The 24,524-nt window shown below is 72.0% G+C and carries 20 protein-coding genes; 16 read left to right on the top strand and 4 right to left on the bottom strand.

The features are described from left to right. On the top strand, positions 1–1,169 hold a 1,169-nt coding region (locus ACY34M_RS33735; RefSeq protein ID WP_462724130.1), incomplete at its 5' end, for a hypothetical protein. Continuing rightward, positions 1,106–1,810 carry a tetratricopeptide repeat protein gene (locus tag ACY34M_RS33740; protein WP_462723548.1) on the top strand — a complete coding sequence of 235 codons (705 nt, stop codon included), beginning with the start codon at positions 1,106–1,108 and terminating at the stop codon, positions 1,808–1,810. The genes ACY34M_RS33735 and ACY34M_RS33740, both read left to right, overlap by 64 nt. A 74-nt stretch (positions 1,811–1,884) precedes the next feature. On the opposite strand, the gene ACY34M_RS33745 is transcribed toward ACY34M_RS33740, so the two are convergent. After that, positions 1,885–3,183 (bottom strand): DUF1015 domain-containing protein, encoded by a 1,299-nt coding sequence (locus ACY34M_RS33745; RefSeq protein ID WP_462723549.1) that lies wholly within the window; start codon positions 3,181–3,183, stop codon positions 1,885–1,887. A 72-nt stretch (positions 3,184–3,255) separates the two neighbouring features. Between ACY34M_RS33745 and ACY34M_RS33750 the strand changes: the two genes are divergently transcribed. From ACY34M_RS33750 to ACY34M_RS33765, 4 genes are all read left to right on the top strand, one after another. Beyond that, entirely contained in the window at positions 3,256–4,323 is a 1,068-nt protein-coding gene (locus tag ACY34M_RS33750; protein WP_462723550.1) for an HAD hydrolase-like protein, read from the top strand. 148 nt (positions 4,324–4,471) lie between these two features. Beyond that, a complete protein-coding gene (locus ACY34M_RS33755) occupies positions 4,472–5,518 on the top strand; it encodes a FecCD family ABC transporter permease (RefSeq protein WP_462723551.1) in 1,047 nt (348 codons plus the stop codon). Continuing rightward, positions 5,515–6,591 carry a FecCD family ABC transporter permease gene (locus ACY34M_RS33760; RefSeq protein WP_462723552.1) on the top strand — a complete coding sequence of 359 codons (1,077 nt, stop codon included), beginning with the start codon at positions 5,515–5,517 and terminating at the stop codon, positions 6,589–6,591. Before ACY34M_RS33755 ends, ACY34M_RS33760 begins: the two co-directional genes overlap by 4 nt. Continuing rightward, positions 6,588–7,517 (top strand): ABC transporter ATP-binding protein, encoded by a 930-nt coding sequence (locus ACY34M_RS33765; protein WP_462723553.1) that lies wholly within the window; start codon positions 6,588–6,590, stop codon positions 7,515–7,517. Before ACY34M_RS33760 ends, ACY34M_RS33765 begins: the two co-directional genes overlap by 4 nt. On the opposite strand, the gene ACY34M_RS33770 is transcribed toward ACY34M_RS33765, so the two are convergent. Next, a complete protein-coding gene (locus ACY34M_RS33770; RefSeq protein ID WP_462723554.1) occupies positions 7,501–7,848 on the bottom strand; it encodes an SCP2 sterol-binding domain-containing protein in 348 nt (115 codons plus the stop codon). The two genes, ACY34M_RS33765 and ACY34M_RS33770, sit on opposite strands and share 17 nt — an antisense overlap. Positions 7,849–7,890: 42 nt before the next feature. On the opposite strand from ACY34M_RS33770, the gene ACY34M_RS33775 reads away from it, so the two are divergent. The 6 genes from ACY34M_RS33775 to ACY34M_RS33800 all read left to right on the top strand — a co-directional run bounded on the left by ACY34M_RS33775 (position 7,891) and on the right by ACY34M_RS33800 (position 13,899). Then, positions 7,891–8,181, top strand: a complete 291-nt coding sequence (locus ACY34M_RS33775) for a hypothetical protein (RefSeq protein ID WP_462723555.1) — start codon at positions 7,891–7,893, stop codon at positions 8,179–8,181. 6 nt (positions 8,182–8,187) lie between these two features. Continuing rightward, the gene (locus tag ACY34M_RS33780) at positions 8,188–9,003 is read left to right on the top strand and encodes a TlyA family RNA methyltransferase (RefSeq protein WP_462723556.1); all 816 of its coding nucleotides are present in this window, start codon (positions 8,188–8,190) and stop codon (positions 9,001–9,003) included. Next, complete coding sequence (locus ACY34M_RS33785; protein ID WP_462723557.1) at positions 9,000–9,920, top strand: NAD kinase; 921 nt, start codon at positions 9,000–9,002, stop codon at positions 9,918–9,920. Before ACY34M_RS33780 ends, ACY34M_RS33785 begins: the two co-directional genes overlap by 4 nt. A gap of 136 nt (positions 9,921–10,056) precedes the next feature. Then, the gene (gene recN, locus ACY34M_RS33790; protein ID WP_462723601.1) at positions 10,057–11,781 is read left to right on the top strand and encodes a DNA repair protein RecN; all 1,725 of its coding nucleotides are present in this window, start codon (positions 10,057–10,059) and stop codon (positions 11,779–11,781) included. Positions 11,782–11,816: 35 nt separating this feature from the next. Then, positions 11,817–12,536: a hypothetical protein gene (locus ACY34M_RS33795; protein WP_462723558.1), complete on the top strand. Its 720-nt coding sequence runs from the start codon at positions 11,817–11,819 to the stop codon at positions 12,534–12,536. A 232-nt stretch (positions 12,537–12,768) separates the two neighbouring features. Next, positions 12,769–13,899 (top strand): glycosyltransferase family 4 protein, encoded by a 1,131-nt coding sequence (locus tag ACY34M_RS33800; RefSeq protein ID WP_462723559.1) that lies wholly within the window; start codon positions 12,769–12,771, stop codon positions 13,897–13,899. A 3-nt stretch (positions 13,900–13,902) separates the two neighbouring features. On the opposite strand, the gene ACY34M_RS33805 is transcribed toward ACY34M_RS33800, so the two are convergent. Continuing rightward, on the bottom strand, positions 13,903–15,585 hold the full coding sequence (locus ACY34M_RS33805; RefSeq protein ID WP_462723560.1) for a PucR family transcriptional regulator: 1,683 nt from the start codon (positions 15,583–15,585) through the stop codon (positions 13,903–13,905). Positions 15,586–15,808: 223 nt separating this feature from the next. Here ACY34M_RS33805 and ACY34M_RS33810 point away from each other — a divergent pair, with 223 nt between their 5' ends. Next, positions 15,809–17,299, top strand: coding sequence for an APC family permease (locus ACY34M_RS33810; RefSeq protein WP_462723561.1), 1,491 nt, complete (start codon positions 15,809–15,811; stop codon positions 17,297–17,299). On the opposite strand, the gene ACY34M_RS33815 is transcribed toward ACY34M_RS33810, so the two are convergent. Continuing rightward, complete coding sequence (locus ACY34M_RS33815) at positions 17,296–19,098, bottom strand: glycoside hydrolase family 15 protein (RefSeq protein ID WP_462723602.1); 1,803 nt, start codon at positions 19,096–19,098, stop codon at positions 17,296–17,298. The genes ACY34M_RS33810 and ACY34M_RS33815 overlap by 4 nt on opposite strands. A gap of 538 nt (positions 19,099–19,636) precedes the next feature. Here ACY34M_RS33815 and ACY34M_RS33820 point away from each other — a divergent pair. The 3 genes from ACY34M_RS33820 (at position 19,637) to ACY34M_RS33830 (ending at position 24,427) form a co-directional block, all read left to right on the top strand. Beyond that, complete coding sequence (locus ACY34M_RS33820) at positions 19,637–21,331, top strand: CTP synthase (protein WP_462723562.1); 1,695 nt, start codon at positions 19,637–19,639, stop codon at positions 21,329–21,331. Between the two features lie 87 nt (positions 21,332–21,418). Continuing rightward, positions 21,419–22,057, top strand: coding sequence for an NUDIX domain-containing protein (locus ACY34M_RS33825; protein ID WP_462723563.1), 639 nt, complete (start codon positions 21,419–21,421; stop codon positions 22,055–22,057). A gap of 255 nt (positions 22,058–22,312) precedes the next feature. After that, the gene (locus ACY34M_RS33830) at positions 22,313–24,427 is read left to right on the top strand and encodes a tetratricopeptide repeat protein (protein ID WP_462723564.1); all 2,115 of its coding nucleotides are present in this window, start codon (positions 22,313–22,315) and stop codon (positions 24,425–24,427) included. Positions 24,428–24,524 lie beyond the last annotated feature (97 nt).

Raw genomic sequence — 24,524 nt, forward strand, 5'->3', positions numbered from 1 at the left:
GAGGACCCTTGGTCCCGGCACACATGCTGGGGACCAAGGGTCCTTTTTGTATTTACAGAGCTCTTCTCGGAGCGCGCCGGCACCCCGGCTGCGCGAGAATGACTGCGGTACCGAAGACAGGAGTCAAGCGATGGCCACCAACTCTCCCGACGACCGACCTGAGCGCGATCAGCGCCGACGGGACAGTGGTGACCGGGGGGACCGGGGCGGATTCCGCGGCAACGGTGGCGGCGCCCCGCGCCGTGACCGGCGTGACGGTGACCGGGACCGCCCTTCGTACCGTCGCGATGACCGCGACCGCGACCGTGGCCCCCGCCGCGATGACCGTGACCGTGGTCCGCGTCGTGACGACCGTCGGGACGACAACCGTGGTGGCGGCTTCCGTCGGGACGACCGGCGCGACGACCGTTCCTACGGTGACCGGGACCGCGACCGCGACCGGGGCCGCCCCTCGTACCGTCGCGATGACCGTCCGTACGGTGACCGGGATCGCGACCGGGACCGTGGGCCGCGTCGTGACGACCGGCGCGACGACAACCGTGGCGGTGGCTTCCGCCGTGACGACCGGCGTGATGACCGTCGGGACGACAACCGTGGTGGCGGGTTCCGTCGGGACGACCGGCGTGACGACCGCGATCGTGGTCCGCGCCGTGACGACCGGGGTGGGCGTCCCGGTGGGTTCCGTCGGGACGACCGCCGTGACGATCGCCGTGATGACCGGCGCGACGACAACCGCGGTGGTGGCTACCGCGACCGCCGTGACGACCGTTCGTACGGTGACCGGGATCGCGACCGGGACCGTGGGCCGCGTCGTGACGACCGGCGCGACGACAACCGTGGTGGCGGGTTCCGTCGGGACGACCGCCGCGACGACCGTGGGCGTGGTGGGCCGCGCCGTGACGACCGGGGCGGGCGTCCCGGTGGGTTCCGTGGGCGTGACGACCGGCGCGACGACAACCGTGGTGGCGGCTTCCGTCGTGACGACCGCCGCGACGACCGTGGGCGCGGTGGGCCCCGGTTCCGGGACGACCGGGAGCGGGACCGCGAGCCGATCAAGCGGCTGCCGATCCCGGACGACGTCTCCGGCGCCGAGCTCGACAAGAGCGTGCAGCAGGAGCTTCAGTCCCTCCCGAGGGGGCTTGCCGAGGATGTCGCCAACAACCTCGTGATGGTGGCCCGGCTGATCGATGAGGATCCGGAGCGCGCGTACGCGTACTCCAGGATCGCGCTGCGACTCGCGTCGCGCGTCGCCGGAGTGCGGGAGGCCGCGGGCTTCGCCGCATACGGGAACCAGAAGTACAGCGAGGCGCTTGCCGAGTTCCGGGCCGCGCGGCGGATGACCGGGGCCGTGGACCTGTGGCCCCTCATGGCCGACTGCGAGCGCGGGCTCGGGCGTCCCGAGAAGGCGCTCGACATGGCCGGCGCCCCCGAGGTGTCCAAGCTGGACAAGGCCGGGCAGGTCGAGATGCGTCTCGTGGCCGCCGGTGCGCGCCGCGACATGGGGCAGCTGGACGCGGCCATCGTGACGCTGCAGAGCCCCGAGCTGGCTTCGAACGCCACGCAGCCGTGGACCGCGCGTCTGCGGTACGCGTACGCCGATGCGCTGCTGGAGGCCGGGCGCGAGGACGAGGCGCGTGAGTGGTTCGCCAAGGCCGTCGAGTCCGACAAGGACGGCAGCACCGACGCGTCCGACCGGCTCGCCGAGCTGGACGGCGTCGAGTTCGTGGACGCCTTCGACGACAGTGAGGACGACGGCGTGCCTGCTCAGCAGGGCGACAGTGCCGCTGCGGAGCGCGAAGAGCGTGACTAGTAGTAGGTCGTGAGACGACGAACGGGCGGGCTCCCTCAAGGGGGGCCCGCCCGTTCGTCGTTTCTCAGTGCCTCTTAGTCGTTCGTCAGTGTGCGCAGGACCAGGCCCGATGCCGGCTTGGGGCCGAACGACGTCGATTTGCGGGGCATCGTCACGCCCTGCTGGGCCAGTTCTCGGACGACCTCCTCGCGGACCGGGTGCATCAGGACCGCGGTGCCGCCGTCGAGGCGGGCCTTGTCGACCGTCGCCTGCGTGTCGTGGATGTACGCGATGTCGGCGGGGGAGTCCTCCGGGATGCCCCAGATGTCGAGGAGCGTGGAGTGCAGGACCGTCGCGTCGAGCGTGCGCCATGCTTCGGGGCGGTCGGCCGGAATCGTACGGGCCAGGAGCGCCGGGTCGGGGTGGTCCAGGAGGTGGTAGGTGTCCTCGGTGCCGGTCAGGAGGAAGGCGTTGCCTTGGGACGCCGCACGGGCCAGAGCCTCCATCGCGTGCGGGAGCGGGCCGGTGATCTCGCGGATACGGAAGTGGGGGCGGGCCGCCGCCAGCGCCCGGTCCAGGGGGAGGCGGCCGAGGAGGCGGTGGATGGCGCGGACCTGGAGCGGGTAGCGGGCCGTGTCGACCAGGAGGACGAGGCCGTAGTCCCACGGAGTGCGGCCGGTCGCGGTGTGTTCGGTGCGCAGGCGCAGGTAGGTGGCCCAGCGGTGGTGGCCGTCCGCGATCAGCGCCTGGTGGGTGGCGAGGCTCTCCTGGACCTGGCGCTGGTCCGCGGGGTCCGTGAGGGACCAGAGGCGGTGGCTGTAGCCGTCCTCGGTGGTCGTGGAGAGGAGCGGGGTGCGGCCGACCGTGCGTTCGATGACGGCGGTGGCGCCCGTCGCGCTGCCGTTGCCGCGGTAGGTCAGCAGGAGTGGTTCGAGGTTCGCGGCCGTCGTGCGCATCAGGCCGGCCCGGTCCTCGACCACATGCGGCATGACGTCCTCGTGGGGCAGGACCACACCTTCCGAGGCGTCGGAGAGGTGGAGGGCGCCGATGATGCCGCGTTGCAGTACATCGCCGTTGCGCTGCTCGTAGACGTAGAGGGAAGGGGCGGTGTCGGGGGCGAGGACGCCCTCGGCGAGCCAGTTCCGCAGGGTGGCGGCCGCCAGGCCGTTGCGGGTCCGGGGATCCACGGCCTGCGGCAGGATCAGGCGGACGATGTTGTGCGGGTCCGCGTTCTCCAGGTGGTGCAGTCCGTCCGGCCGTACGACCACGTCGTACGGGGGTGAGGTCACGGCGGCGAGGCTGCCGACCTGTTCGGGGACGTAGCGCACGCCCCGGAACGGGATCAGGTCCAGGCCGTCGCTGCCCGTCTGTGCCGTGCGACCTGCAGTGTTCATCCCCGCATCGTACGAGTGTCAGTGGCGTGAGGGATGATCGGGGGACTGGGATCGAGCGAGGAGCGATGCGGAATGAGCCAGGGCCAGAGTGCGGGCGGAGCGGCCGACGCCGGGGTTCGGGTGCGGCCCGGTGACAGCGCGAGAGCGCTGAGCGAGGCGTACGACACGGCGCTGCTCGATCTCGACGGGGTCGTGTACGCGGGCGGGCAGGCCATCGCGCATGCCGTCGAGTCGCTGGCCGTGGCGCGCGACGGCGGGATGGGTCTCGCGTACGTCACGAACAACGCGCTGCGCACGCCGGACGCCGTGGCCGAGCATCTGACCGAGCTGGGGATCCCGACCGGGGCCGCCGACGTCATCACGTCCGCGCAGGCCGTCGCCCGGCTCATCAGCGAGCAGGTGCCGAGCGGGTCGCGGGTGCTGGTGATCGGCGGTGAAGGGCTGCGGGTGGCGCTGCGGGAGCGCGGGCTCGTGCCGGTGGACTCCGCCGATGAGGACCCGGCGGCCGTGGCGCAGGGGTACGGCGGGCCCGACATGGCGTGGGGGCGGTTCGCGGAGGCGTGCTACGGGATTGCGCGCGGGGTGCCGTGGTTCGCGTCCAACACCGACCTGACGATTCCGAGTGCGCGGGGCATCGCGCCGGGGAACGGGGCGGCGGTGGAAGTCGTCCGGATCGCGACGGGGGCCGAGCCGCAGATCGCGGGGAAGCCGTTGCCTCCGATGCACCGGGAGACGATTCTGCGGACCGGGGCGAAGACGCCGTTGGTGGTGGGGGACCGGCTCGACACCGACATCGAGGGGGCGTTCAACGGGGGTGTGGATTCGTTGCTGGTGCTCACCGGGGTGACGGATGCGGCGCAGTTGCTTGCGGCGCCGCCGGAGCATCGGCCGACGTATGTGGATGTGGATCTGCGGGGGGTACTCACCGGGCAGCCGGAGGTCGCGGAGGTCCAGGGTGGTGACGGCGGGTTCCGGTGCGGGGGCTGGACCGCGGTTGCCGGGAGTGGGGAGTTGCGGCTTGAGGGGGACGGGGCGGCGATTGACGGGTTGCGGGCGTTGTGTGGTGCGGCGTGGAGTGCGGCTGGGGACGGGGTTTGTGAGCTGGAATCGGAGAAGGCGGTCGCACGGCTGGGGCTGTAGCGTGGTGGGGCCGCCTTGCCCACCCTGCCGCCCAGGGCGAGGTGGCGGCCCGCCGCCACGGTGCGGAGCCGCCGTCACGGGTGGGGGCCGCCCTCGCGGCAGATCGCCCAGGGCTCGGCGGGGCGGCAGGGTAGGCTAACCTAACCTCGTGTTGGTCGACAGTCCTCCAGAAGCCAGCGCGGTGAACGCTCCCGCGCCCCCCGGCCGTCGTGCGGCGATACGCACCGCCGGGCTGTTCGCGTCTGTCCTTGTGTTGGTGGCCGTCCTTGTGGCCAGCATCGCCGTGGGCGCCAAACCGCTCTCCCTCGACCAGGTCTGGCACGGCCTGTTCCAGGACACGGGGAACTACGCGGACGTGGTCGTCGGCGAACGGGTCTCGCGGACCCTGCTCGGACTGCTCGCCGGTGTCGCGCTCGGCCTCGCCGGCGCCGTTCTGCAGGCCCTGACCCGCAACCCCCTGGCCGACCCCGGCATCCTCGGCATCAACATGGGCGCGTCGGCCGCCGTCGTCTCCGCCATCAGCTTCTTCGGGGTCACCTCGCTCACCGGCTACGTATGGTTCGCCTTCGCGGGCGCCGCGGCCGTCGGTGTCCTGGTGTACGCGCTCGGCGGCACGCGCAACGCGACGCCCGTGCGGCTCGCCCTCGCCGGTACCGCGATCAACGCGGCGCTCTCCGGCTACCTCTACGCGGTGATGATCACCGACGACATGGCCCTCAACCGGATGCGGTTCTGGCAGGTCGGCTCGCTGGCCACGTCCACCATGCACACCATCCAGCAGGTGTGGCCGTTCATCGCCGTCGGCGCCGTCCTCGCCCTGTTCCTCTCGCGGCCGCTCAACGCCATGGCCATGGGCGACGACACCGCCCGCGCGCTCGGCGCCCACCTCGGCCGCACCCGCGCCCTGAGCATGGTCGCCGCGACGCTGCTGTGCGGCGCGGCCACCGCCGCCTGCGGCCCGATCGCCTTCGTCGGCCTGATGGTGCCGCACATGGTGCGCTCGTTCACCGGCCCCGACATGCGCTGGATCATGCCGTACGCGGCGGTCCTCTCGCCCGTGCTGCTGCTCGGCGCCGATGTCGTCGGCCGGATCGTCGCCCGTCCGTCCGAGCTCCAGGTCGGCATCGTCACCGCCGTCATCGGCGCGCCGGTCTTCATCGTGCTCGTACGTCGCCGAAGGATGGCCCAGCTGTGAACGCGACCAAGACCGGGACCAAGACCGCGGCCAAGCCCGCGAAGACCAAGGCGATACGCACGCCCGGTGGCCTCTCCGTCCGGCTCGACGTCCGCTCGCTCGTCGTCGTCGTGGTCCTGCTCGTGGCGGCGCTCGCCGCGAGCGTCTTCCTCATCGGCACCGGCGACTTCCCGATCCCGGTCCCCGACGTGCTGCGCACCCTCGCGGGCAACGGCAACGCGGGCCAGGAATTCATCATCAACGACCTGCGTCTGCCGCGGGTCCTCGTCGGCCTGCTCGTCGGCGCCGCGCTCGGCCTGTCCGGCGCGCTCTTCCAGTCCGTGTCCCGCAATCCGCTGGGCAGCCCCGACGTGCTCGGCCTCGGGCAGGGCTCGACCGCCGGCGCGCTCGTGATGATCGTGATCTTCGGGGGCAGCGCGGGACAGGTCGCGATCGGCGCGCTCGTCGGCGGTCTCGTCACCGGCTTCGCGATCTACGTCCTCGCGTGGAAGCGGGGCGTGCACGGCTACCGGCTCGTCCTCGTCGGTATCGGTGTCTCCGCCTTCGTGACGGCGGTCAACGGGTATCTGCTCACGAAGGCCGACTTCGTGGACGCCGCCCGCGCCACCGTGTGGATGACCGGCTCGCTCAACGGCCGTGACTGGACGCAGGTCTGGCCGCTGCTGATCATGTTCGTGGTGCTGATCCCGCTCGTCGCCCTGTACGCGCGTCCGCTGCGGATGCTGGAGATGGGCGACGACGCGGCGGGCGGCCTCGGCGTGGGCGTCGAGCGGACCCGGCTGCTGCTGCTCACGGCCTCCGTCGTGCTGACGGCCGCCGCGACCGCCGCCGCGGGCCCGGTCACCTTCGTGGCGCTCACCGCCCCGCAGATCGCCCGCCGGCTGACCAAGTCGCCGGGGCCGAACCTGGCGGCGTCGACGATCCTGGGCGCGGCCCTGCTGATCGTCGCCGACCTGGTCTCGCAGCGGGCGTTCGGCGCCGACCAGCTCCCCGTCGGTGTGGTCACCGGCGTCGTCGGCGGCGTCTATCTGCTGTGGCTCCTGGTGACCGAGCGCAAGGCGGGCCGGATATGAGCACCCCCGCAGCCCGGGAACCCGGACCCGATGACGCCCGCAGGCCTGATGACTCTCGTACGAACCAAAGGAGCACCGCAGTGAACAGGCTGATAGCCGACGACGTGACCCTCGGATACGACCAGCGCGTCATCGCCGAGAAGCTGTCGGTGGAGATCCCCGACAACTCCTTCACGGTCATCGTCGGCCCGAACGCCTGCGGCAAATCCACCCTGCTGCGCGCCCTGTCGCGGATGCTCAAGCCGAGCGCGGGCCGCGTCCTGCTCGACGGCGGCGTCATCCAGTCGATGCCCGCGAAGAAGGTCGCCAAGACGCTCGGCCTGCTGCCGCAGTCGTCGACGGCGCCCGACGGCATCACCGTCGGCGACCTCGTGGCCCGTGGCCGCTACCCGCACCAGGGCCTGCTGCGCCAGTGGTCGAGCGACGACGAGCGGGTCGTCCAGGAGTCGATGCAGTCGACCGGCGTCGCCGAGCTGGCCGACCGGTACGTCGACGAGCTCTCCGGAGGCCAGCGCCAGCGCGTGTGGATCGCCATGGCGCTCGCCCAGCAGACGCCGCTGCTGCTGCTCGACGAGCCGACGACGTACCTCGACATCCAGCACCAGATCGACGTCCTCGACCTCTGCGCCGAGCTGCACGAGGAGCAGGGACGCACGCTCGTCGCCGTCCTGCACGACCTCAACCACGCGGCCCGCTACGCCACCCACCTCATCGCCCTGCGCGAGGGCGAGGTCATCGCCGAGGGCGCGCCCAAGGACATCGTCACGGCCGAACTCGTCGAGCAGCTGTTCGGCATGAAGTGCCAGGTCATCGACGACCCGGAGACGGGGACGCCGCTGGTGGTGCCGGCCGCGCGCAAGGCCCGCGGCAAGAAGGAGCCCGCTGCGGCCGGGGCTGCCAAGGCAGCGGCTACAGCAGCGTCCTGAGCCGCAGCAGATCGCGGAACGAGGCCTCCAGCCTGACCCGACCGGCCGCCCACGCCTTCGCGAAGTTCAGCTCGCCGTCGACCATCGACACCAGATCGTCGCCGGTCATCGCGAGCCGGATCTGCGCCTTCTGCGCGGGCGGTCCGGGGCGGGTGTCGAGAACCTCGATCCGGCCGTCCTTGAGCCGACCGGAAAACGTCACGTCGAGATCCGTGATGCGGCAGCTCAGCGAGCGGTCCAGGGCCGCGGCCGTCCGCACGTCGCCCTCTGCCCCCGCCATGTTGTCCGAGAGTTTGTCGAGCGCCGCCCGGCACTCCTCAATCGTCGCCATCGTGATCGACGGTACACCGGTGCTTCGGGGTAGCGTCGTTGCATGAGCGAGACGCCCACCGAGCCCACCGACGTGCCGGAACCGGCAGCGGACCCCGCAGCGGAGCCCTCGTACGACCCCGCGGCCCCCGCCCCGCTCGGCATCGAGCGCACCCCCACGGGGAACGCCGAGGTGGACGCCCAGCTGGAGCGGCTCGGCGATGTGGACCACCTCGCGGCGGACGGGCACGTCGAGGTGTACGAGGATGTACATCAGGGGCTGCGGAACGCGCTGACCGCGCTGGATGCCCGCCCCACCTCTCCGTCTCCGTCTCCGTCCGACTTCAGGAGCTGAACCACCGTGGCAGGTGTGGCACGTCGCCGCCTCGACGCCGAACTCGTCAACCGCAAGCTGGCGCGCTCGCGCGAGCACGCGAGCCAGCTGATCGCGGCGGGCCGGGTCAGCGTCTCCAAGATCGTCGCGACCAAACCCGCGACGCAGGTCAACGAGGGCGTGTCGATCGTGGTCGCGGCGGACGACGGAGACCCCGACTACGTATCGCGCGGCGGGCACAAGCTCGCGGGCGCGCTGGCGGCGTTCGGGCCGCAGGGACTCGAGGTCAAGGGGCGCAGGGCGCTGGACGCGGGCGCGTCCACCGGCGGCTTCACGGATGTGCTGCTGCGGGCCGGGGTCGCGCACGTCGTCGCGGTCGACGTCGGCTACGGACAACTCGCGTGGTCACTGCAGAGCGATGAACGCGTCACCGTCAAGGACCGTACGAACGTACGCGAATTGACGTTGGAGGCGATCGATGACGTACCCGTGGACATCGTGGTCGGAGACCTGTCCTTCATCCCGCTCGGCCTTGTGCTGCCTGCCCTCGCGCGCTGCGCGGCGCCGGGGGCGGACCTCGTGCTGATGGTCAAGCCGCAGTTCGAGGTGGGCAAGGAGCGGCTCGGCAGCGGGGGCGTCGTGCGCAGCCCCGAACTGCGGGCCGAGGCCGTGCGCACGGTCGCCGACCAGGCATGGAAGCTCGGGTACGGCGTGCGCGGAGTGACCGCGAGCCCCCTGCCGGGACCGTCCGGGAACGTCGAGTACTTTCTGTGGCTGCGTGCCGGGGCGGATCAGCTCGACCCGGCCGACGTAGATCGCGCAGTTGCGGAGGGACCCCGTTGAACCAGCGGCCACAGACCCGAGCTCGTACGGTTTTCCTGCTCGCCCACACGGGGCGGCCGGCCGCTGTCCGCAGCGCCGAACTCGTCGTGCAGGGGCTGCTGCGCAGCGGCCTCGGGGTGCGGGTCCTGGAGACGGAGGCGCAGGACCTGCCGGTGCCCGACTCCGTGGAACTGGTGAAGGAGTCGGAGGCGACGCCCTCCTGCCTCGACGGCTGTGAGCTGCTCATCGTGCTCGGCGGCGACGGCACGCTGCTGCGCGGCGCCGAGTTCGCGCGGGCGTCCGGGGTGCCGATGCTCGGCGTGAACCTGGGGCGCGTCGGCTTTCTCGCGGAGGCGGAGCGCGACGACCTCGACAAGGTCGTCGACCGCGTCGTCACCAAGGAGTACGAGGTCGAGGAGCGCATGACGATCGACGTCGTCGTGCACCGCAACGGCGACGTCGTGCACCGGGACTGGGCGCTCAACGAGGCGGCCGTGCAGAAGATCGAGCCCGAGCGGATGCTGGAGGTCGTCCTCGAGATCGACGGGCGGCCCGTCACCGGCTTCGGCTGCGACGGCATCGTGTGCGCGACGCCCACCGGGTCCACGGCCTACGCGTTCTCCGCGGGCGGCCCCGTGGTGTGGCCCGAGGTCGAGGCGCTGCTCATGGTGCCGATCAGCGCGCACGCCCTGTTCGCCAAGCCGCTCATCACGTCGCCGGATTCGGTGCTCGCGGTCGAGGTGCAGCAGCACACGCCGCACGGAGTGCTGTGGTGCGACGGGCGGCGGACCGTCGAGCTGCCGCCGGGGGCGCGCATCGAGGTGCGCCGGGGCGGGGTGCCGGTCCGCCTGGCCCGGCTGCACCACGCGGTGTTCACGGACCGGCTGGTGGCGAAGTTCGCGCTGCCGGTGGCGGGGTGGCGCGGGGCGCCGCACTGATCAGCACGTTCGAGTGACGGCGGCGTGAAGGTTTGTCACCGCTTGTGGCCTCCCACCTGCGGAATCGGCCGTTGGGGCCAGGGTCCGTCGCACGGACGCCCTCCGACCTCGTAAGGTCAGAGGCGTGTTGGAGGAGATGCGGATACGGTCGCTCGGAGTCATCGACGACGCCGTGGTCGAGCTTTCGCCCGGCTTCACGGCGGTCACCGGTGAGACGGGCGCGGGCAAGACCATGGTCGTCACCAGTCTCGGCTTGCTGCTCGGCGGGCGTGCCGACCCCGCGCTCGTACGGATCGGGGCGAAGAACGCCGTGGTCGAGGGGCGCGTCGCCGTGCCCGCCGGATCGGGCGCGCTCGCGCGGGCCGAGGAGGCCGGCGCCGAGCTGGAGGACGGGGTGCTGCTGCTCAGCCGCACCGTCTCCGCCGAAGGGCGCTCGCGGGCGCACCTGGGCGGGCGGTCCGTGCCCGTGGGTGTGCTGAGCGAACTCGCCGACGACCTCGTCGCCGTGCACGGTCAGACCGACCAGCAGGGACTGCTGAAGCTCGGCCGGCAGCGGCAGGCGCTCGACCGGTACGCGGGCGACACCGTCGCCGCGCCGCTCGCCAAGTACAGGGCCGTCTACAAGCGGTTGAAGGCCGTCGGCGGGGAGCTGGAGGAGATCACCACGCGCGCCCGCGAGCGGGCGCAGGAGGCGGATCTGCTGCGCTTCGGGCTCGAGGAGATCGGCGCCGTGGAGCCGCGGGCCGGCGAGGACGTGGAGCTGGCCGAGGAGGCATCGCGGCTCGGCCACGCGGAGGCGCTGGCCTCGGCGGCGGCCGCCGCGCACGCCGCGCTCGCCGGAAACCCCGAGGACCCGGAGGGCGTCGACGCGCAGACGCTGGTCGGTGGCGCGCACCGCGCCCTGGAGGCCGTGCGCGCGCACGACTCGGCGCTCGGCACGCTCGCCGAGCGGATCGGCGAGGTGCAGATCCTGCTCACCGACGTCGCCGCCGAACTCGCGGGCTACTCCGACAATTTGGACGCCGATCCGCTGCGGCTCTCCGCGGTGGAGGAGCGGCGGGCGGCCCTCACGACGCTGACCCGGAAGTACGGCGAGGACGTCTCGGAGGTGCTCGCCTGGGCCGAGACCAGCGCGGCGCGCCTGCTCGAACTCGACGGCGACGACGAGCGGATCGACGAGCTGACCGCGGAGCGCGAGTCGCTGCGCGGCGAACTCGGCGTACTGGCTCAGGAACTGACGCACGCGCGCGTGGAGGCGGCCGACCGCTTCGCCGCCGCGGTGACCGAGGAGCTCTCCTCGCTCGCCATGCCGCACGCGCGGGTCTCCTTCGACATCCGGCAGGCCGAGACGGAGGCGGCCGACGGCGTCGAGGTCGACGGCAGGACCGTGGCCTGCGGCCCCACCGGCGTCGACGAGGTGGAACTGCTGCTCGCCCCGCACCCCGGCGCGCCGCCCCGGCCCATCGCGAAGGGTGCGTCCGGCGGTGAGCTGTCGCGCGTGATGCTCGCCGTCGAGGTCGTCTTCGCGGGCAACGACCCGGTACCTACGTACCTCTTCGACGAGGTCGACGCGGGCGTGGGCGGCAAGGCGGCCGTCGAGATCGGCCGGCGCCTCGCGAAGCTCGCGAGGTCGGCGCAGGTCGTGGTCGTCACGCACCTGCCGCAGGTCGCGGCGTTCGCCGACCGCCAGCTCTTGGTGGAGAAGACCAACGACGGCTCGGTGACGAGCTCCGGAGTGACCGTGCTCGAAGGCGAGGACCGGGTGCGGGAGCTGTCCCGGATGCTCGCGGGGCAGGAGGACTCGGAGACGGCGCGGGCCCATGCGGAGGAGTTGCTCGAGGCGGCCCGGGCGGACGCGTGAGGACTTCGCTGCGCGGCACGGCGGGAGCGGCCCTCATGTCCGCGGGTGTCACCCGTGGAGTGCTGAGTGTGCTGCGGCGTGTGAAGCCGGAAGGCGTCGCGGAGCGGAAGAACCACGCCGGGCGGACCGTCGATCTGTGTCCGGGGCCCGCCGTCACGGTGGGCGCTGCGGCGGGCGCGCTCGCCGCGGAGCCCGGCACCCGGGGCGCCGCGCTGGTCGCCACCCTCGCGGCCGGGGTCTGCGGCGGATACGACGACGTGGCGGGCGCCGGTGATCCACGGCGCGGCTTCCGGGCGCATCTGGGTGCGCTGCGGGACGGCGAGATCACCAGCGGCGCCGTGAAGTTGTTCGGGATCTCGGCGGCCGGCCTGGTCGCGGGCGCCCTGCTCAAGGATCGGCTTGTCGACAAGGCGCTCGCCGGTGTCGTCGTCGCGGGCACCGCGCACGTCGTCAACCTCGTCGACGTACGACCGGGGCGGGCGGCCCTGGTCACCCTCGCGCTGGGCGTGCCCGGTCTGCTGCGCGGCCCGCTCGCCGCCGCGCCGATGGGCGCCGCCGCTGCCGTGCTGCCGGACGATCTCGCCGAGCGCGGGATGCTCGGCGACGCGGGTGCGCACGCGCTCGGTGCCGCCGTCGGCGTCGCCATCGTCGCGGGGAACGGGCGGGCGGGGCTCGTCGCGCACGCCGCGGGGCTGGTCGCCGCGGCAGTGAACGGGGAGCGGGTCAGTGAGCTGGCCCGGTATCCCCATACGTAAGCCCGGCGTTCCTGAACTCACCCATGTGGGTGGTCCGGTGTGCCGTGTTGCCCAGGCCCGGGCGGTAGGAGTCGACGGCCGGTGCCGGAATGTCGGTGCGGGCTGGCATCATCCTTGGGGCCGACGGTGTACGTACCCCTGAGCCCGTACTCTCCGTATACCTAAAGCCTTCCGTTACCTAAAGCCTTCCGTACTTACCGAGTTCGCCGACACCCCTCAGGAGCCCGGCCGCGTGAGCCACCCCAGCAGCCAGCCAGCACACGGACAGCCGACGCTGCGCACCGTGCAGGTGCTGGGCGGCGGCAGTGCGGGCAGCAGCGCCCATGTCCGGTCCCTGACCGAGGGGTTGGTGGCCCGCGGGGTGCGCGTCACGGTGTGCGCGCCGATGGAGGCCGAGCGGGCGTACGGGTTCGCGGACGCGGGCGCCCACCATCTTCCGGTGCCGCGCCGCAGCGATCCGGCGTCCGTCGCCGCGCTCCGCGTGGCCTGCACCGACGCCGACCTCGTGCACGCGCACGGACTGCACGCCGCGCTGCGCGCCTCCGTCGCCCTCAGCGGCCGCCGCGTCCCGCTCGTCGTCACCTGGCACACCCGCTCGTACGCCGAGGGGGCCCGCGCCCACCTGCTGCGCGTGCTGGAGCGGCGCGTGGCCAAAGCGGCGGCCGTCGTCCTCGGCACCTCCTCCGACCTGGTGGACCGGGCGCGGGCCCGCGGCGCGCGGGACGCCCGGCTCGCCGCGGTGTCCTTCCCGGCGCCGCGCGGGCCGCTCCCGGAGGGCGAGGAGGCCGAGCGCACCCGGAGCAAGACGCGGGCCGAACTGGGCAGTGTGGGCCGCCCGTTGCTGATGGCCGTCGGCAGCCTGGAGCGGCACCGGGGCTACGACGTACTGCTCGACGCCGCGCACGCGCTGCTCGGGCTCGACCCCGTGCCGCTGCTCGTGATCGCGGGGGAGGGGCCCGAGCGGTCCGCGCTCCAGCGGCGCATCGAGAGCGAGGGCCTGCCCGTGCGGCTCGCGGGTCGCCGCGACGACGTCGCCGAGCTGTTGCGGGCCGCCGATGTCGCCGTGCTGCCCAGCAGTTGGGAGTCCCGCTCGCTGCTCGCGCAGGAGGCGCTGCACGCGCGCGTACCCCTCGTGGCGACGGATGTCGGCGGCATTCCGGAACTGGTCGGCGACGGAGCCGAGTTGGTCCCGTACGGGGACGCGCCCGCGCTCGCCCGCGCCGTCGAGCGCCTGCTCCTCGACCCTCAGCTGCGTGAGCAGCTCAAGGAGCGGGGCGCGGCGCAGGCGGCGTCCTGGCCGACCGAGGACGCGACCATCGCCCAAGTCCTCAGCGTCTATGACGAATTGACGGGGTTTTACTAGAAGTCAGGATGTGGCCGGTGTGTGCCGTCGTGCGCGCAGCGCCAGGCTCAGTGCCAGCACCGTCTGCGGATCGTCCAGGTCCGTGCCGAGCAACTCACCGATCCGGGCGAGGCGGTTGTAGAGCGTCTGCCGGTTCAGATGGAGTTCGCGGGCCGTCTCCGCCTTGCGGCCCGCGTGCGCCAGGTACGTCTGGAGCGTCGGCAGCAGCGGCGGCTTCGCCCGCCTGTCGTGCTCCTGGAGCGGGCCGATCGCCCGTTCCACGAACGCCGCCAGGTCCGGGTGGTCGCGCAGCCGCCACAGCAGCAGATCGATGTCGAGGCGCCGCGCGTCGAACCACGGCCGGTCGTCCAGGCCCTGCGCCGCCGTCGCCGTCTCCGCCGCGTGCCGAAGACCGGCCGCCGCCGCGGCCCAGCCGCCCGCCCCGCCGACCACGACGACCGGCGGCTGCGCGCCCGCCCGCTGCATCCCGGCCCGCGCGACGCCCGCCCGCAGCGCCGCCGCGACCCGCTCCGCGACCGCCGTGCGCTCCGACTCCGAGCGCAGCCCGAGCAGCAGCGGCACCCGCCCCTCCACGGGCCGCACGCCAAGCAGGACCGGCACCCCGACCGAGGCCAGCTCCTCCGACACGGCCCGTGCGAGCACCGCCCACCCGCCGCCCGGCGACAGGCCCACCGCACCCACGGACGCCTCCGGCAACCGCATCACGACCGGCAGCAGCGGACCGCTCCCGATCGGCTTGAAGCCCAGCACGCGGGCCTGCGCCGGGGCGTCGTCCGGCGCGATCCGGCCCTCCGCGAGGTCGGTGAGGAAGTCGCCGCGCCCGCGCGCGGCCAGCTCTTCCTCCTGGCGGGCCTGCATCAGCACCACGGCGAGCGATCCGGCCGCCCGCTCGGCGGCGATCCGGTGCACGGGCGCGAGCGTCGCCGACACCGGCAGCAGCACGAGCCTCGCCCGCACCGAACCCGTCCCCGGCCCACCGCCCGGTACGTCGACGAGGACCGCCCCGGCCGGCGGCTCGTCCTTGTGGCCGGCGCGCATGCCCTCCCACACCTGGAGCGGATCGGTGATGTCGTCCTCGGCCCCGGCCGCGTAGAGCAGCTGCCCGTCGGCGGTCTCCAGGAAGACCGGGTTTCCGCTGAACTCGGCGAGAATGCGCAGGACTTGGGGGACCCCGCCGCCACTCAGCAACGCGTCCGTGCAGCGCCGGTGCACCTCTTCGGCGCGCCGCAGCAGCGCGTAGTGCCCGTTGACGATCTCGGTGTGGATCTCCTCCGTCACCGTCACGAACGGCACCTCGCGGTGCAGCTGCACCAGCGGGAGCCCGGCTGCCCGCGCCGTCTCCACGAGCGCAGCGGGCAGCCGCGCGAACCGCTGGCCCAGCTCGATGACGAGCGCCGCGATGCCCCGCTCGGCCAGCTTGCGCACGAAGGCGCGCTGTTCGGCGGGGCGGGTCCCGACCCCGTAGCCCGTGGTCAGCAGCAGTTCGCCGCCCTTGAGCAGTGACGCGATGTTCGGCACCTCGCCGGCGTGCACCCAGCGCACGGTCCGCTGCAGCCGCTCGCCGCCGGCCACCACCTCGGGGAGTCCGCTGCGCAGTCCGGGCAGTTCCAGGGCGCGCCGCACGGTGATGCCGCCGGGCGAGGAGAACGCGGAGAACTCGGCGAACTCGGGGGAGGTGCTGTCCATGACACGGACGCTACCGGCGCGCGGGTTTCCGGCACATCTCCTGCCGGTCACGGGGACGATCACACCCGTCGATCCCGCGACAACTCGTCGTCCCGTGGCTGCCATTGCGCGACCGGGTGTCTGTTGTGGCGTACGTCACTGCCCGGCCAGACTGTCGTTTCCACCCGCGCACCGCATGTCGATCCACGGATTTCGCACCGACGCCCCCGAGAGAGGGACGGAAATGCCAGAGACAGTGCACCGTTTGAAGGCGAACTCGGTGGGCGCCACCGGCGTCGTCTTCATGGCCGTCGCGACGGCCGCCCCGATCACCGCCATGACCGGCAACCTGCCCATCGCCGTCGGCTTCGGCAACGGCACGGGCGCCCCCGCCGGCTACCTCTTCGCGACGCTCGTCCTGACGGTGTTCTCCGTCGGCTATGTCGCCATGGCCAAACGGATCACGGCGGCCGGCGCCTTCTACGGCTACATCTCGCACGGCCTCGGCCGGATCACCGGCATGGCCTCCGGGATGCTCGCGGTCCTCGCGTACATCGTGTTCGAGGCGTCGATCGTCGGCGTCTTCTCGTACTTCGCGCAGACCACGGTCCACGACCAGCTCGGCTGGGACGTCCCGTGGATCGTCTACGCGGCGGCGATGCTCGCCGTGACGGCGGTCCTCTCCTACTTCGACATCAACCTCACCGCCAAGGCGCTCGGCGTGATGCTGATCGCGGAGATCGCCGTGCTGTTCGCGGTGGCCACGGCGGTCCTGATCCAGGGCGGCGGCCCCGACGGCATCCCCGTCGAACCCATCAACCCCAAGAACGCCTTCACCGGCACCTCGGCCGGGCTCGGCCTGTTCTTCGCCTTCTGGTCCTGGGTCGGCTTCGAGTCGACGGCGATGTACGGCGAGGAATCCCGTGACCCCAAACGCGTCATCCCGCGCGCGACGCTGATCTCGGTCCTCGGCGTCGGCCTCTTCTACATCTACGTCTCGTGGATGACGATCGCGGGCAACGGCCTGGGCGGATCGGTGAAGATCTCCTCCGGTGCCAACCCGCTGGACCTCTTCTTCGCCCCGGCCCACTCCTTCATCGGCGCGTGGGCCGTCGACGCCTTCCAGTGGCTGCTGATCACCGGCTCGTTCGCCTGCGGCATGGCCTTCCACCAGTGCGCCTCGCGCTACCTCTACGCGATCGGCCGCGAGGGATTCCTGCACCCGGCGCTCGGCCGCACCCACCGCAGCCACGGCTCGCCGTACGTCGCCTCGTTCGTGCAGTCGGTGGTCGCGGTGGCCCTGGTCGGGACCTTCTGGGCGACGGGCCAGGACCCGTACACCCACCTCTACACACTCCTGGCGATCCTCGGCACGATGGCGATCCTGATCGTCCAGACCCTGTGCTCGTTCGCGGTCATCGGCTACTTCCGCCGCAACCACCCGGAAGACCGGCACTGGTTCAAAACGCTCGTCGCCCCGCTGCTCGGCGGCATCGGCATGACGGCGGTCGTCGTGCTCCTCGTGCTCAACATGGACACGGCCGCGGGGACGGCGGCCGACTCCCTGTTCTTCAAGGCGATCCCGTGGATCGTGGGCCTCGTCTTCTTCGGCGGCCTGGCCCTCGGCGCCTACGTGAAGGCCCGCCACCCGCACCGCTACGAGGTCATCGGCCGGATCGTCCTGGAGGACGCGGCGGAGCGCACGGAGCGCCCCGCCGCCGAACAGCCCGTCTAGCCGCCGTACGCCCCGCTCGCCGTCAGCCGCAGCGCCGTGTCGATCAGCGGCACATGGCTGAACGCCTGCGGGAAGTTGCCGACCTGACGCTGCAGCCGGGGATCCCACTCCTCGGCGAGCAGCCCCAGGTCGTTGCGGAGCGCGAGCAGCTTCTCGAAGAGCTTGCGGGCCTCGTCGACCCGGCCGATCATCGCGAGGTCGTCCGCCATCCAGAACGAGCAGGCGAGGAAGGCCCCTTCGTCACCGGGCAGTCCGTCGACCCCCGCGTCGTCGCCGTCCGTCGGGTACCGCAGGATGAACCCGTCCGGCGTCGACAGCTCCCGCTGGATCGCCTCGATGGTGCCGATGACGCGCTTGTCGTCGGGCGGCAGGAAGCCCATCTGCGGGATCAGCAGCAGCGACGCGTCCAGCTCCTTGCTGCCGTACGACTGCGTGAAGGTGTTCCGCTCCTTGTCGTAGCCCTTCTCGCAGACGTCCCGGTGGATGTCGTCGCGCAGGCCGCGCCACTTCTCCAGCGGTCCGTCCGCGTCCCCGGACTCGATGAGCTTGATGGTGCGGTCCACGGCCACCCACGCCATGACCTTCGAGTGCACGAAGTGCCGGCGCGGACCGCGCACCTCCCAGATGCCCTCGTCCGGCTCGTCCCAGTGACCCTCCAGGTACCGGATGAGCTTGAGCTGGAGCAGCGACGCGTAGTCGTTCCTCGCGAGCCCCGTCATGTGCGCGAGGTGCAGCGCCTCGGTCACCTCGCCGTACACGTCGAGCTGGAGCTGGTGCGCCGCCCCGTTCCCGACCCGGACCGGCCCCGAGTTCTCGTATCCGGGCAGCCAGTCCAGCTCCGCCTCGCCGAGCTCGCGCTCGCCCGCGATGCCGTACATGATCTGCAGGTTCTCCGGGTCGCCGGCCACGGCCCGCAGCAGCCACTCGCGCCAGGCGCGGGCCTCTTCCCGGTATCCCGTACGCAGCAGCGACGACAGGGTGATGGCGGCGTCGCGCAGCCACGTGTACCGGTAGTCCCAGTTGCGTACGCCGCCGATCTCCTCCGGCAGCGAGGTCGTCGGCGCGGCGACGATGCCGCCCGTCGGCGCGTACGTCAGCGCCTTGAGCGTGATCAGCGAGCGGACGACGGCCTCGCGGTACGGGCCGTGGTACGTGCAGTGCTCGACCCACTCCCGCCAGAACTGCTCGGTCGCCACCAGCGAACCCTCGGGGTCCGGCAGCGGCGGCTGCTCCTTGTGCGAGGGCTGCCACTGGATGGTGAACGCGATCCGGTCACCGGGCGCCACCGTGAAGTCCGAGTACGTCGTCAGGTTCTTGCCGTACGTCTCCGCGGACGTGTCCAGCCATACGGAGTCGGGCCCCGCCACGGCGACCGTACGGCCGTCCACCTTGTGCACCCACGGGGTGATCCGGCCGTAGCTGAAGCGCATGCGCAGGGCCGAGCGCATCGGCACGCGCCCGCTCACGCCCTCCACGATCCGGGTCAGTTGGGGCGCGCCGTCGCGCGGCGGCATGAAGTCGGTGACGCGGACGGTGCCGCGCGGGGTGTCCCACTCCGATTCGAGGACGAGGGAGTCGCCGCGGTAGCGCCGCCGCACCGCGCTCGGTGGCTCGGCATCGGACGCATGGGCTGGGCCCAGGCGCCAGAAACCGTGATCCTCTGTGCCGAGCAGTCCGGCAAAAATGGCATGCGAGTCGAAGCGGGGCAGGCACAGCCAGTCGACTGTGCCGTCCCGGCAGACCAGGGCTGCGGTCTGCATGTCTCCGATGAGTGCGTAATCCTCGATGCGCCCGGCCACGTGCATCTCCAGTCGAACGGCCACGGTTGGAGTGAAATGTGATGCTGAGAGTTGGAGCGAAGGGGGGTTGGGGTGAAAGGACGACGGATCGTACTGTCCCGTTGATACGCCGTCCGGATACGTGGTTGTCAAACGAACTGACGAGCCGGTTGTTCCGGGTGGGGATCGCGGCGAACGGACGTATGGCTCCGATGAACGGTGGGGGACGGGCGGGGGTGTTGCCGTCGTGACGCCGTTTTCCGTTGTTACTCGCCAGCCGAGTGTCCGAGCAGGATACGACGCGCTCAAGTGATCCGCGTGCCGCTCACTGCATCGCGTTTCGGCCGTCCGGGTGAGCGTCCACGCCATGTCCCACCTGCGTGGCTGCCTGTGCGCGGAGCGTGGCCGGAAGCAGCCTCGTCCCGTCGCTGATACCCTGGTAGCCCGTGAGCCGGTGGTCATAGAACCCCCGAACCGCAGCGACGGCGCCTCCCGAAAAAACGGCAGAGCGCGTCGGTACGCACCCCACGACCGCGACCACGGGAGCCCCCTCTTGGCCATGCAGCCGAAATCTTCGACGACCAAGCACATCTTCGTCACTGGGGGTGTCGCCTCGTCCCTCGGTAAGGGCCTCACCGCCTCCAGCCTCGGCATGCTGCTCAAGGCCCGTGGCCTCCGTGTCGTCATGCAGAAGCTCGACCCGTACCTGAACGTCGACCCGGGCACGATGAACCCCTTCCAGCACGGAGAGGTGTTCGTCACCAACGACGGCGCCGAGACCGACCTGGACATCGGCCACTACGAGCGCTTCCTCGACATCGACTTCGACGGCTCGGCCAACGTGACCACCGGCCAGGTGTACTCGCAGGTCATCGCCAAGGAGCGGCGCGGCGAGTACCTGGGCGACACCGTCCAGGTCATCCCGCACATCACCAACGAGATCAAGCACCGCATCCGCCGCATGGCGACGGACGAGGTCGACGTCGTGATCACCGAGGTCGGCGGCACCGTCGGCGACATCGAGTCGCTGCCGTTCCTGGAGACCGTCCGCCAGGTCCGCCACGAGGTCGGCCGTGACAACGTGCTGGTCGTCCACATTTCCCTCCTGCCGTACATCGGCCCGTCGGGTGAGTTGAAGACGAAGCCGACCCAGCACTCGGTTGCGGCGCTGCGCAACATCGGTATCCAGCCGGACGCCATCGTGCTCCGCTGCGACCGCGAGGTCCCGACCGCGATCAAGCGCAAGATCAGCCTGATGTGCGACGTCGACGAGGCCGCGGTCGTCGCCTGCCCCGACGCCCCCTCGATCTACGACATCCCGAAGGTCGTGCACAGCGAGGGCCTGGACGCGTACGCCGTCCGCAAGCTGGACCTGCCGTTCCGTGACGTGGACTGGACGCAGTGGGACGACCTGCTCGGCCGTGTCCACAAGCCGGACCACGAGATCGTCATGGCGCTGGTCGGCAAGTACATCGACCTGCCCGACGCCTACCTGTCGGTGACCGAGGCGCTGCGCGCCGGCGGTTTCGCCAACCGGGCCAAGGTCAAGATCAAGTGGGTCACGTCGGACGACTGCAAGACGCCGGCCGGCGCCAAGAAGACGCTCGGCGACGTCGACGCGATCTGCATCCCCGGCGGCTTCGGCGACCGCGGCGTGTCCGGCAAGGTCGGCGCGATCCAGTACGCCCGCGAGAACAAGATCCCGCTGCTCGGCCTCTGCCTCGGCCTGCAGTGCACGGTGATCGAGGCGGCCCGGAACCTGGCCGACATCCCGGACGCCAACTCCACCGAGTTCGACGCCGCCACCGCCCACCCGGTCATCTCCACGATGGCCGAGCAGCTCGACATCGTCGCCGGTGAGGGTGACATGGGCGGCACGATGCGGCTGGGCATGTACCCGGCGAAGCTCGCCGAGGGCTCCATCGTGCGCGAGGTGTACGACAACAAGGAGTACGTCGAGGAGCGCCACCGTCACCGCTACGAGGTGAACAACGCCTACCGCGCCGAGCTGGAGAAGAAGGCGGGCCTGCAGTTCTCCGGCCTCTCCCCGGACGGAAAGCTCGTCGAATACGTCGAGTACCCGCGCGAGGTCCACCCCTACCTGGTCGCCACGCAGGCGCACCCGGAGCTGCGCTCGCGTCCGACGCGTCCGCACCCGCTGTTCGCCGGTCTGGTGAAGGCGGCCGTGGAGCGCAAGGTGAAGGCGGCGCAGGGCGGTTCGGCCGGTTCCGCGGGGGCCAAGAAGGCCAAGTAAGGCTTGTAACACGAGCGAGGTACGGTTACCGGGGTGTACGCCTTTTACGGCGTGCGCCCCGGTTTCTTACGTAGGAGGACTTTCGCTATGACGGCCAGCACGCCGCTCGTGGACACCGCCGAGGAGTGGGAGGTCCGGGGGACCGACACTCCCTTCGTCGGGAACAAGACCTCCGTGCGTACGGACGACGTCGTCATGCCGGACGGCTCCGTCGCCCGGCGCGACTACCAGGTGCACCCCGGTTCGGTGGCCGTGGTGGCCCTCGACGACCAGGACCGGGTGCTGCTCCTCAAGCAGTACCGGCACCCCGTGAGCATGAAGCTCTGGGAGATCCCGGCCGGGCTGCTGGACATCCCCGGTGAGAACCCGCTGCACGCGGCGCAGCGTGAGCTGTACGAAGAGGTGCACGTCAAGGCCGAGGACTGGCGGGTCCTCACCGATGTGTACACGACGCCGGGCGGCTGCTCCGAGGCCGTCCGCATCTTCCTCGCGCGGGACCTCTCCGAGGCGGAGGGGGAGCGCTTCGAGGTGGAGGAGGAAGAGGCGGACATGGAGTTCGCGCGGGTGCCTCTGGCGGAGCTGGTCCGGGGGGTGCTCGCGGGTGAGCTGCACAACAACTGCCTTGTGGTGGGTGCGCTTTCGCTGGCCGCGGCCTTGGCGGGTGACGGTCTGGACGCCCTTCGCCCGGCGTTGGCGGAGTGGCCTGCGCGACCCTTCGAGGCGTGACGGCCGCGGGGCTCCGCCCCGGACCCCGCTGCTCAATCGCCGCAGGGGCTTTTTTATCCAGCCTCGGCCGGCGTCTGAGGCGCGGGGTCCGGGGCTGAGCCCGTGGGCGTCACCCCGTTCCAGGTCACATCATCCGCTGATCCGATCAGGCGACTTGGGCGCGGCGTCCGCCAAGGTCACCCCCACCCCCTCAACTAGGCTCGGGAACGCCCCCTGCCGACCCCCGGAGGGGATGGGTGAGACGGAGCGTGGCCCGTGACGGATCAGGCGGTCGAGTCGGACGACGTGACGGAGGCCGGATCGGCCCCCGGACGGTCCCGCAAGCGGCGTCGCACCCGTCGGGGACAAGAGGTGGCGGAGCGTCAGTTCCTGGGGCGCAAGCGGGAGTTGTCGCAGCTCCGGTCCGACATCGAGCGGGCCGGACTCGACACGCTGTCGGGGCGCAAGGCGCCCCGCGCCCGGGTGCTCCTGATCGCGGGACGCCCGGGCACGGGGCGTACCGCCCTCGCCGAGGAACTGCTGCGCGAGGTCGGCGACCAGTACCCCGACGGCACGCTGCGGACCCGGCTCACGGCCCCGGACGGCACCCCCGTCCCCACCGAACGCGTCCTGCGCGACCTGCTGAACACCCTCGAACTCCCCGCCCCGCCGGGTGAGAGCGAGGACGACCTCGCCGAGCGCCTGCGCGAGGGCCTCGCGGTGCGCCGCGTGGTGCTGCTGCTCGACGACGCGGGCAGCGCCGAACAGGTCGACCCGCTGCTGCCCGACACCCCGGACTGCCTCGCCGTCGCCGTCGCAGAGGGCCCGCTGACCGGTATCCCGGACGTACGGCCCTGCACGCTCGGCGGCCTCGACACGAAGGCCGCGCTGGAACTGCTCACCCAGCACACCGGTTCGGTCCGCGTCACCTGCGACCCGCGCTCGGCCGAGTCCCTGGTGGAGCTGTGCGCCGCCGGACCCGCCGCCCTGAACATCGCCGGCGGCTGGCTCGCCGCCCGCCCCAAGGAATCCGTCGCCGACCTGGCCAAGCAGCTGCACGCCCTCGAACCGGACGGTTCGGCCCTGGCCCGCGTCTTCCGGTTCGCGTACGAGTCGCTGCCGGGCCCCGCCGCCCGGATACTGCGCTACCTGTGCCTCGCCCCCGAGGGATACGTCGACCCGCACACCGCGTCGGCGCTCGCCGGCTGCTCGGTCGCTGCGGCCCGCTCCACCCTCGAAGCCTTCGTCACGCTCGGCCTGGTCCGCGGCGTGGACTCCGAGCTGCCGCAGTACGAGGTGCCGGGCTGCCTCGCCCCGTATCTGCGCGGCCTCACCGAGACCGTCGACCGGCCGGGCGAGGTGCAGCTGGCCCGCGCCCGGATGCTGGAGCGGACCGTACGGCTGCTCACCTCGTGCCGCGCCGTCACCGAACCGTACGACTCCCCGGCCCGCAAGAAGCTCGCCGGCCTGCCGAGCGCCCTGCGCTTCGCCGACCGGGACGCGGCCGCCGAATGGCTGCGCGTACGGCAGCCCGCCCTGCTCGCCGCGGCCCGACTGGCCGTGGCCGACGGAGAGTTGGACACCCTCGCCCGCCGCCTCATGGCCGCCCTCGTCCGGGCGATCGTGGCGCACCGGGGCACCGAGGACGCCGCCCCCGAGCTGTACGGGATCCACCGGCTCGTGCTCGATGTCGCCGAGCGCCGCAAGCTGCCGAGGGAGCAGGCCGCCGCCCTGCTCAACCTCGCCGACCTCGACGCCAGGACCGGCCGGACGCACGAGGCCCTGGCCCGCTACCGGGCCGCGCTCGACGCGGGACGCGCCGCGGGGGACCCGTACGCGACGGGCCGCGCGATGGAATCCGTAGGCGGCGCCTACCAGTCGCTGGGGGACTGGCAGCGGGCCGCCGACTGGTACGGGCGGGCCCTCGCCCAGCGCCTCACGCGCGGCGAGCGGGCCGACGCCGCGCGCCTGCACGGACGTATCGCGGGCGTCCATACGTACGCGGGCCGCTACGGCGAGGCGCTGCGGTCGCTGCGCTCGGCCGTCGCCGGATACCGCAAGGAGGGCGACGTGCCCGCGCAGGCGCGGGCGCTGAGCGAGCTGGCCCGGGTGCTCGAGTACGCCGGCCGCCCCGAGGAGTCGCTGCACACCTGCCGCGAGGCGATCGAGTGGGCGCGGCAGGCGGAGGACGTACGGCTGCAGGCCGCGCTCCAGCTGCGGCTCGCGGACACCCTCGACCGGCTCGGCGACCCCACCGCCGCCAAGCTGCACCGCGGTGCCGCCGAGCGCATGCTGGGAGAAGAGCTCACCGGCTCCGCAGGAGCGGAAGCGAAACCTTCGGAAGAGGCGGCCAATGCCTGCGAAATCCGTAGTGCATCTGCGGAAGATTGATGCATCGAAAGGCTAGACAGCTCAATAACCTTCATTAGACTGGCTCTGCCGCGGCCATCCGTGGCATCTCCGGTGCGTCCCGTGGTGTGCCGGTATG

Source organism: Streptomyces sp. EDA2-14 (assembly GCF_054963755.1).

Excerpts from the sequence above, each read along its gene's own strand:
- ACY34M_RS33745 (WP_462723549.1), bottom strand. The coding sequence starts at position 3,183 with ATGAACACTGCAGGTCGCACGGCACAGACGGGCAGCGACGGCCTGGAC.
- ACY34M_RS33750 (WP_462723550.1), top strand. The coding sequence starts at position 3,256 with ATGAGCCAGGGCCAGAGTGCGGGCGGAGCGGCCGACGCCGGGGTTCGG.
- ACY34M_RS33765 (WP_462723553.1), top strand. The coding sequence starts at position 6,588 with ATGAGCACCCCCGCAGCCCGGGAACCCGGACCCGATGACGCCCGCAGG.
- ACY34M_RS33770 (WP_462723554.1), bottom strand. The coding sequence starts at position 7,848 with ATGGCGACGATTGAGGAGTGCCGGGCGGCGCTCGACAAACTCTCGGAC.
- ACY34M_RS33775 (WP_462723555.1), top strand. The coding sequence starts at position 7,891 with ATGAGCGAGACGCCCACCGAGCCCACCGACGTGCCGGAACCGGCAGCG.
- recN (WP_462723601.1), top strand. The coding sequence starts at position 10,057 with ATGCGGATACGGTCGCTCGGAGTCATCGACGACGCCGTGGTCGAGCTT.
- ACY34M_RS33795 (WP_462723558.1), top strand. The coding sequence starts at position 11,817 with ATGTCCGCGGGTGTCACCCGTGGAGTGCTGAGTGTGCTGCGGCGTGTG.
- ACY34M_RS33805 (WP_462723560.1), bottom strand. The coding sequence starts at position 15,585 with ATGGACAGCACCTCCCCCGAGTTCGCCGAGTTCTCCGCGTTCTCCTCG.
- ACY34M_RS33810 (WP_462723561.1), top strand. The coding sequence starts at position 15,809 with ATGCCAGAGACAGTGCACCGTTTGAAGGCGAACTCGGTGGGCGCCACC.
- ACY34M_RS33820 (WP_462723562.1), top strand. The coding sequence starts at position 19,637 with ATGCAGCCGAAATCTTCGACGACCAAGCACATCTTCGTCACTGGGGGT.
- ACY34M_RS33825 (WP_462723563.1), top strand. The coding sequence starts at position 21,419 with ATGACGGCCAGCACGCCGCTCGTGGACACCGCCGAGGAGTGGGAGGTC.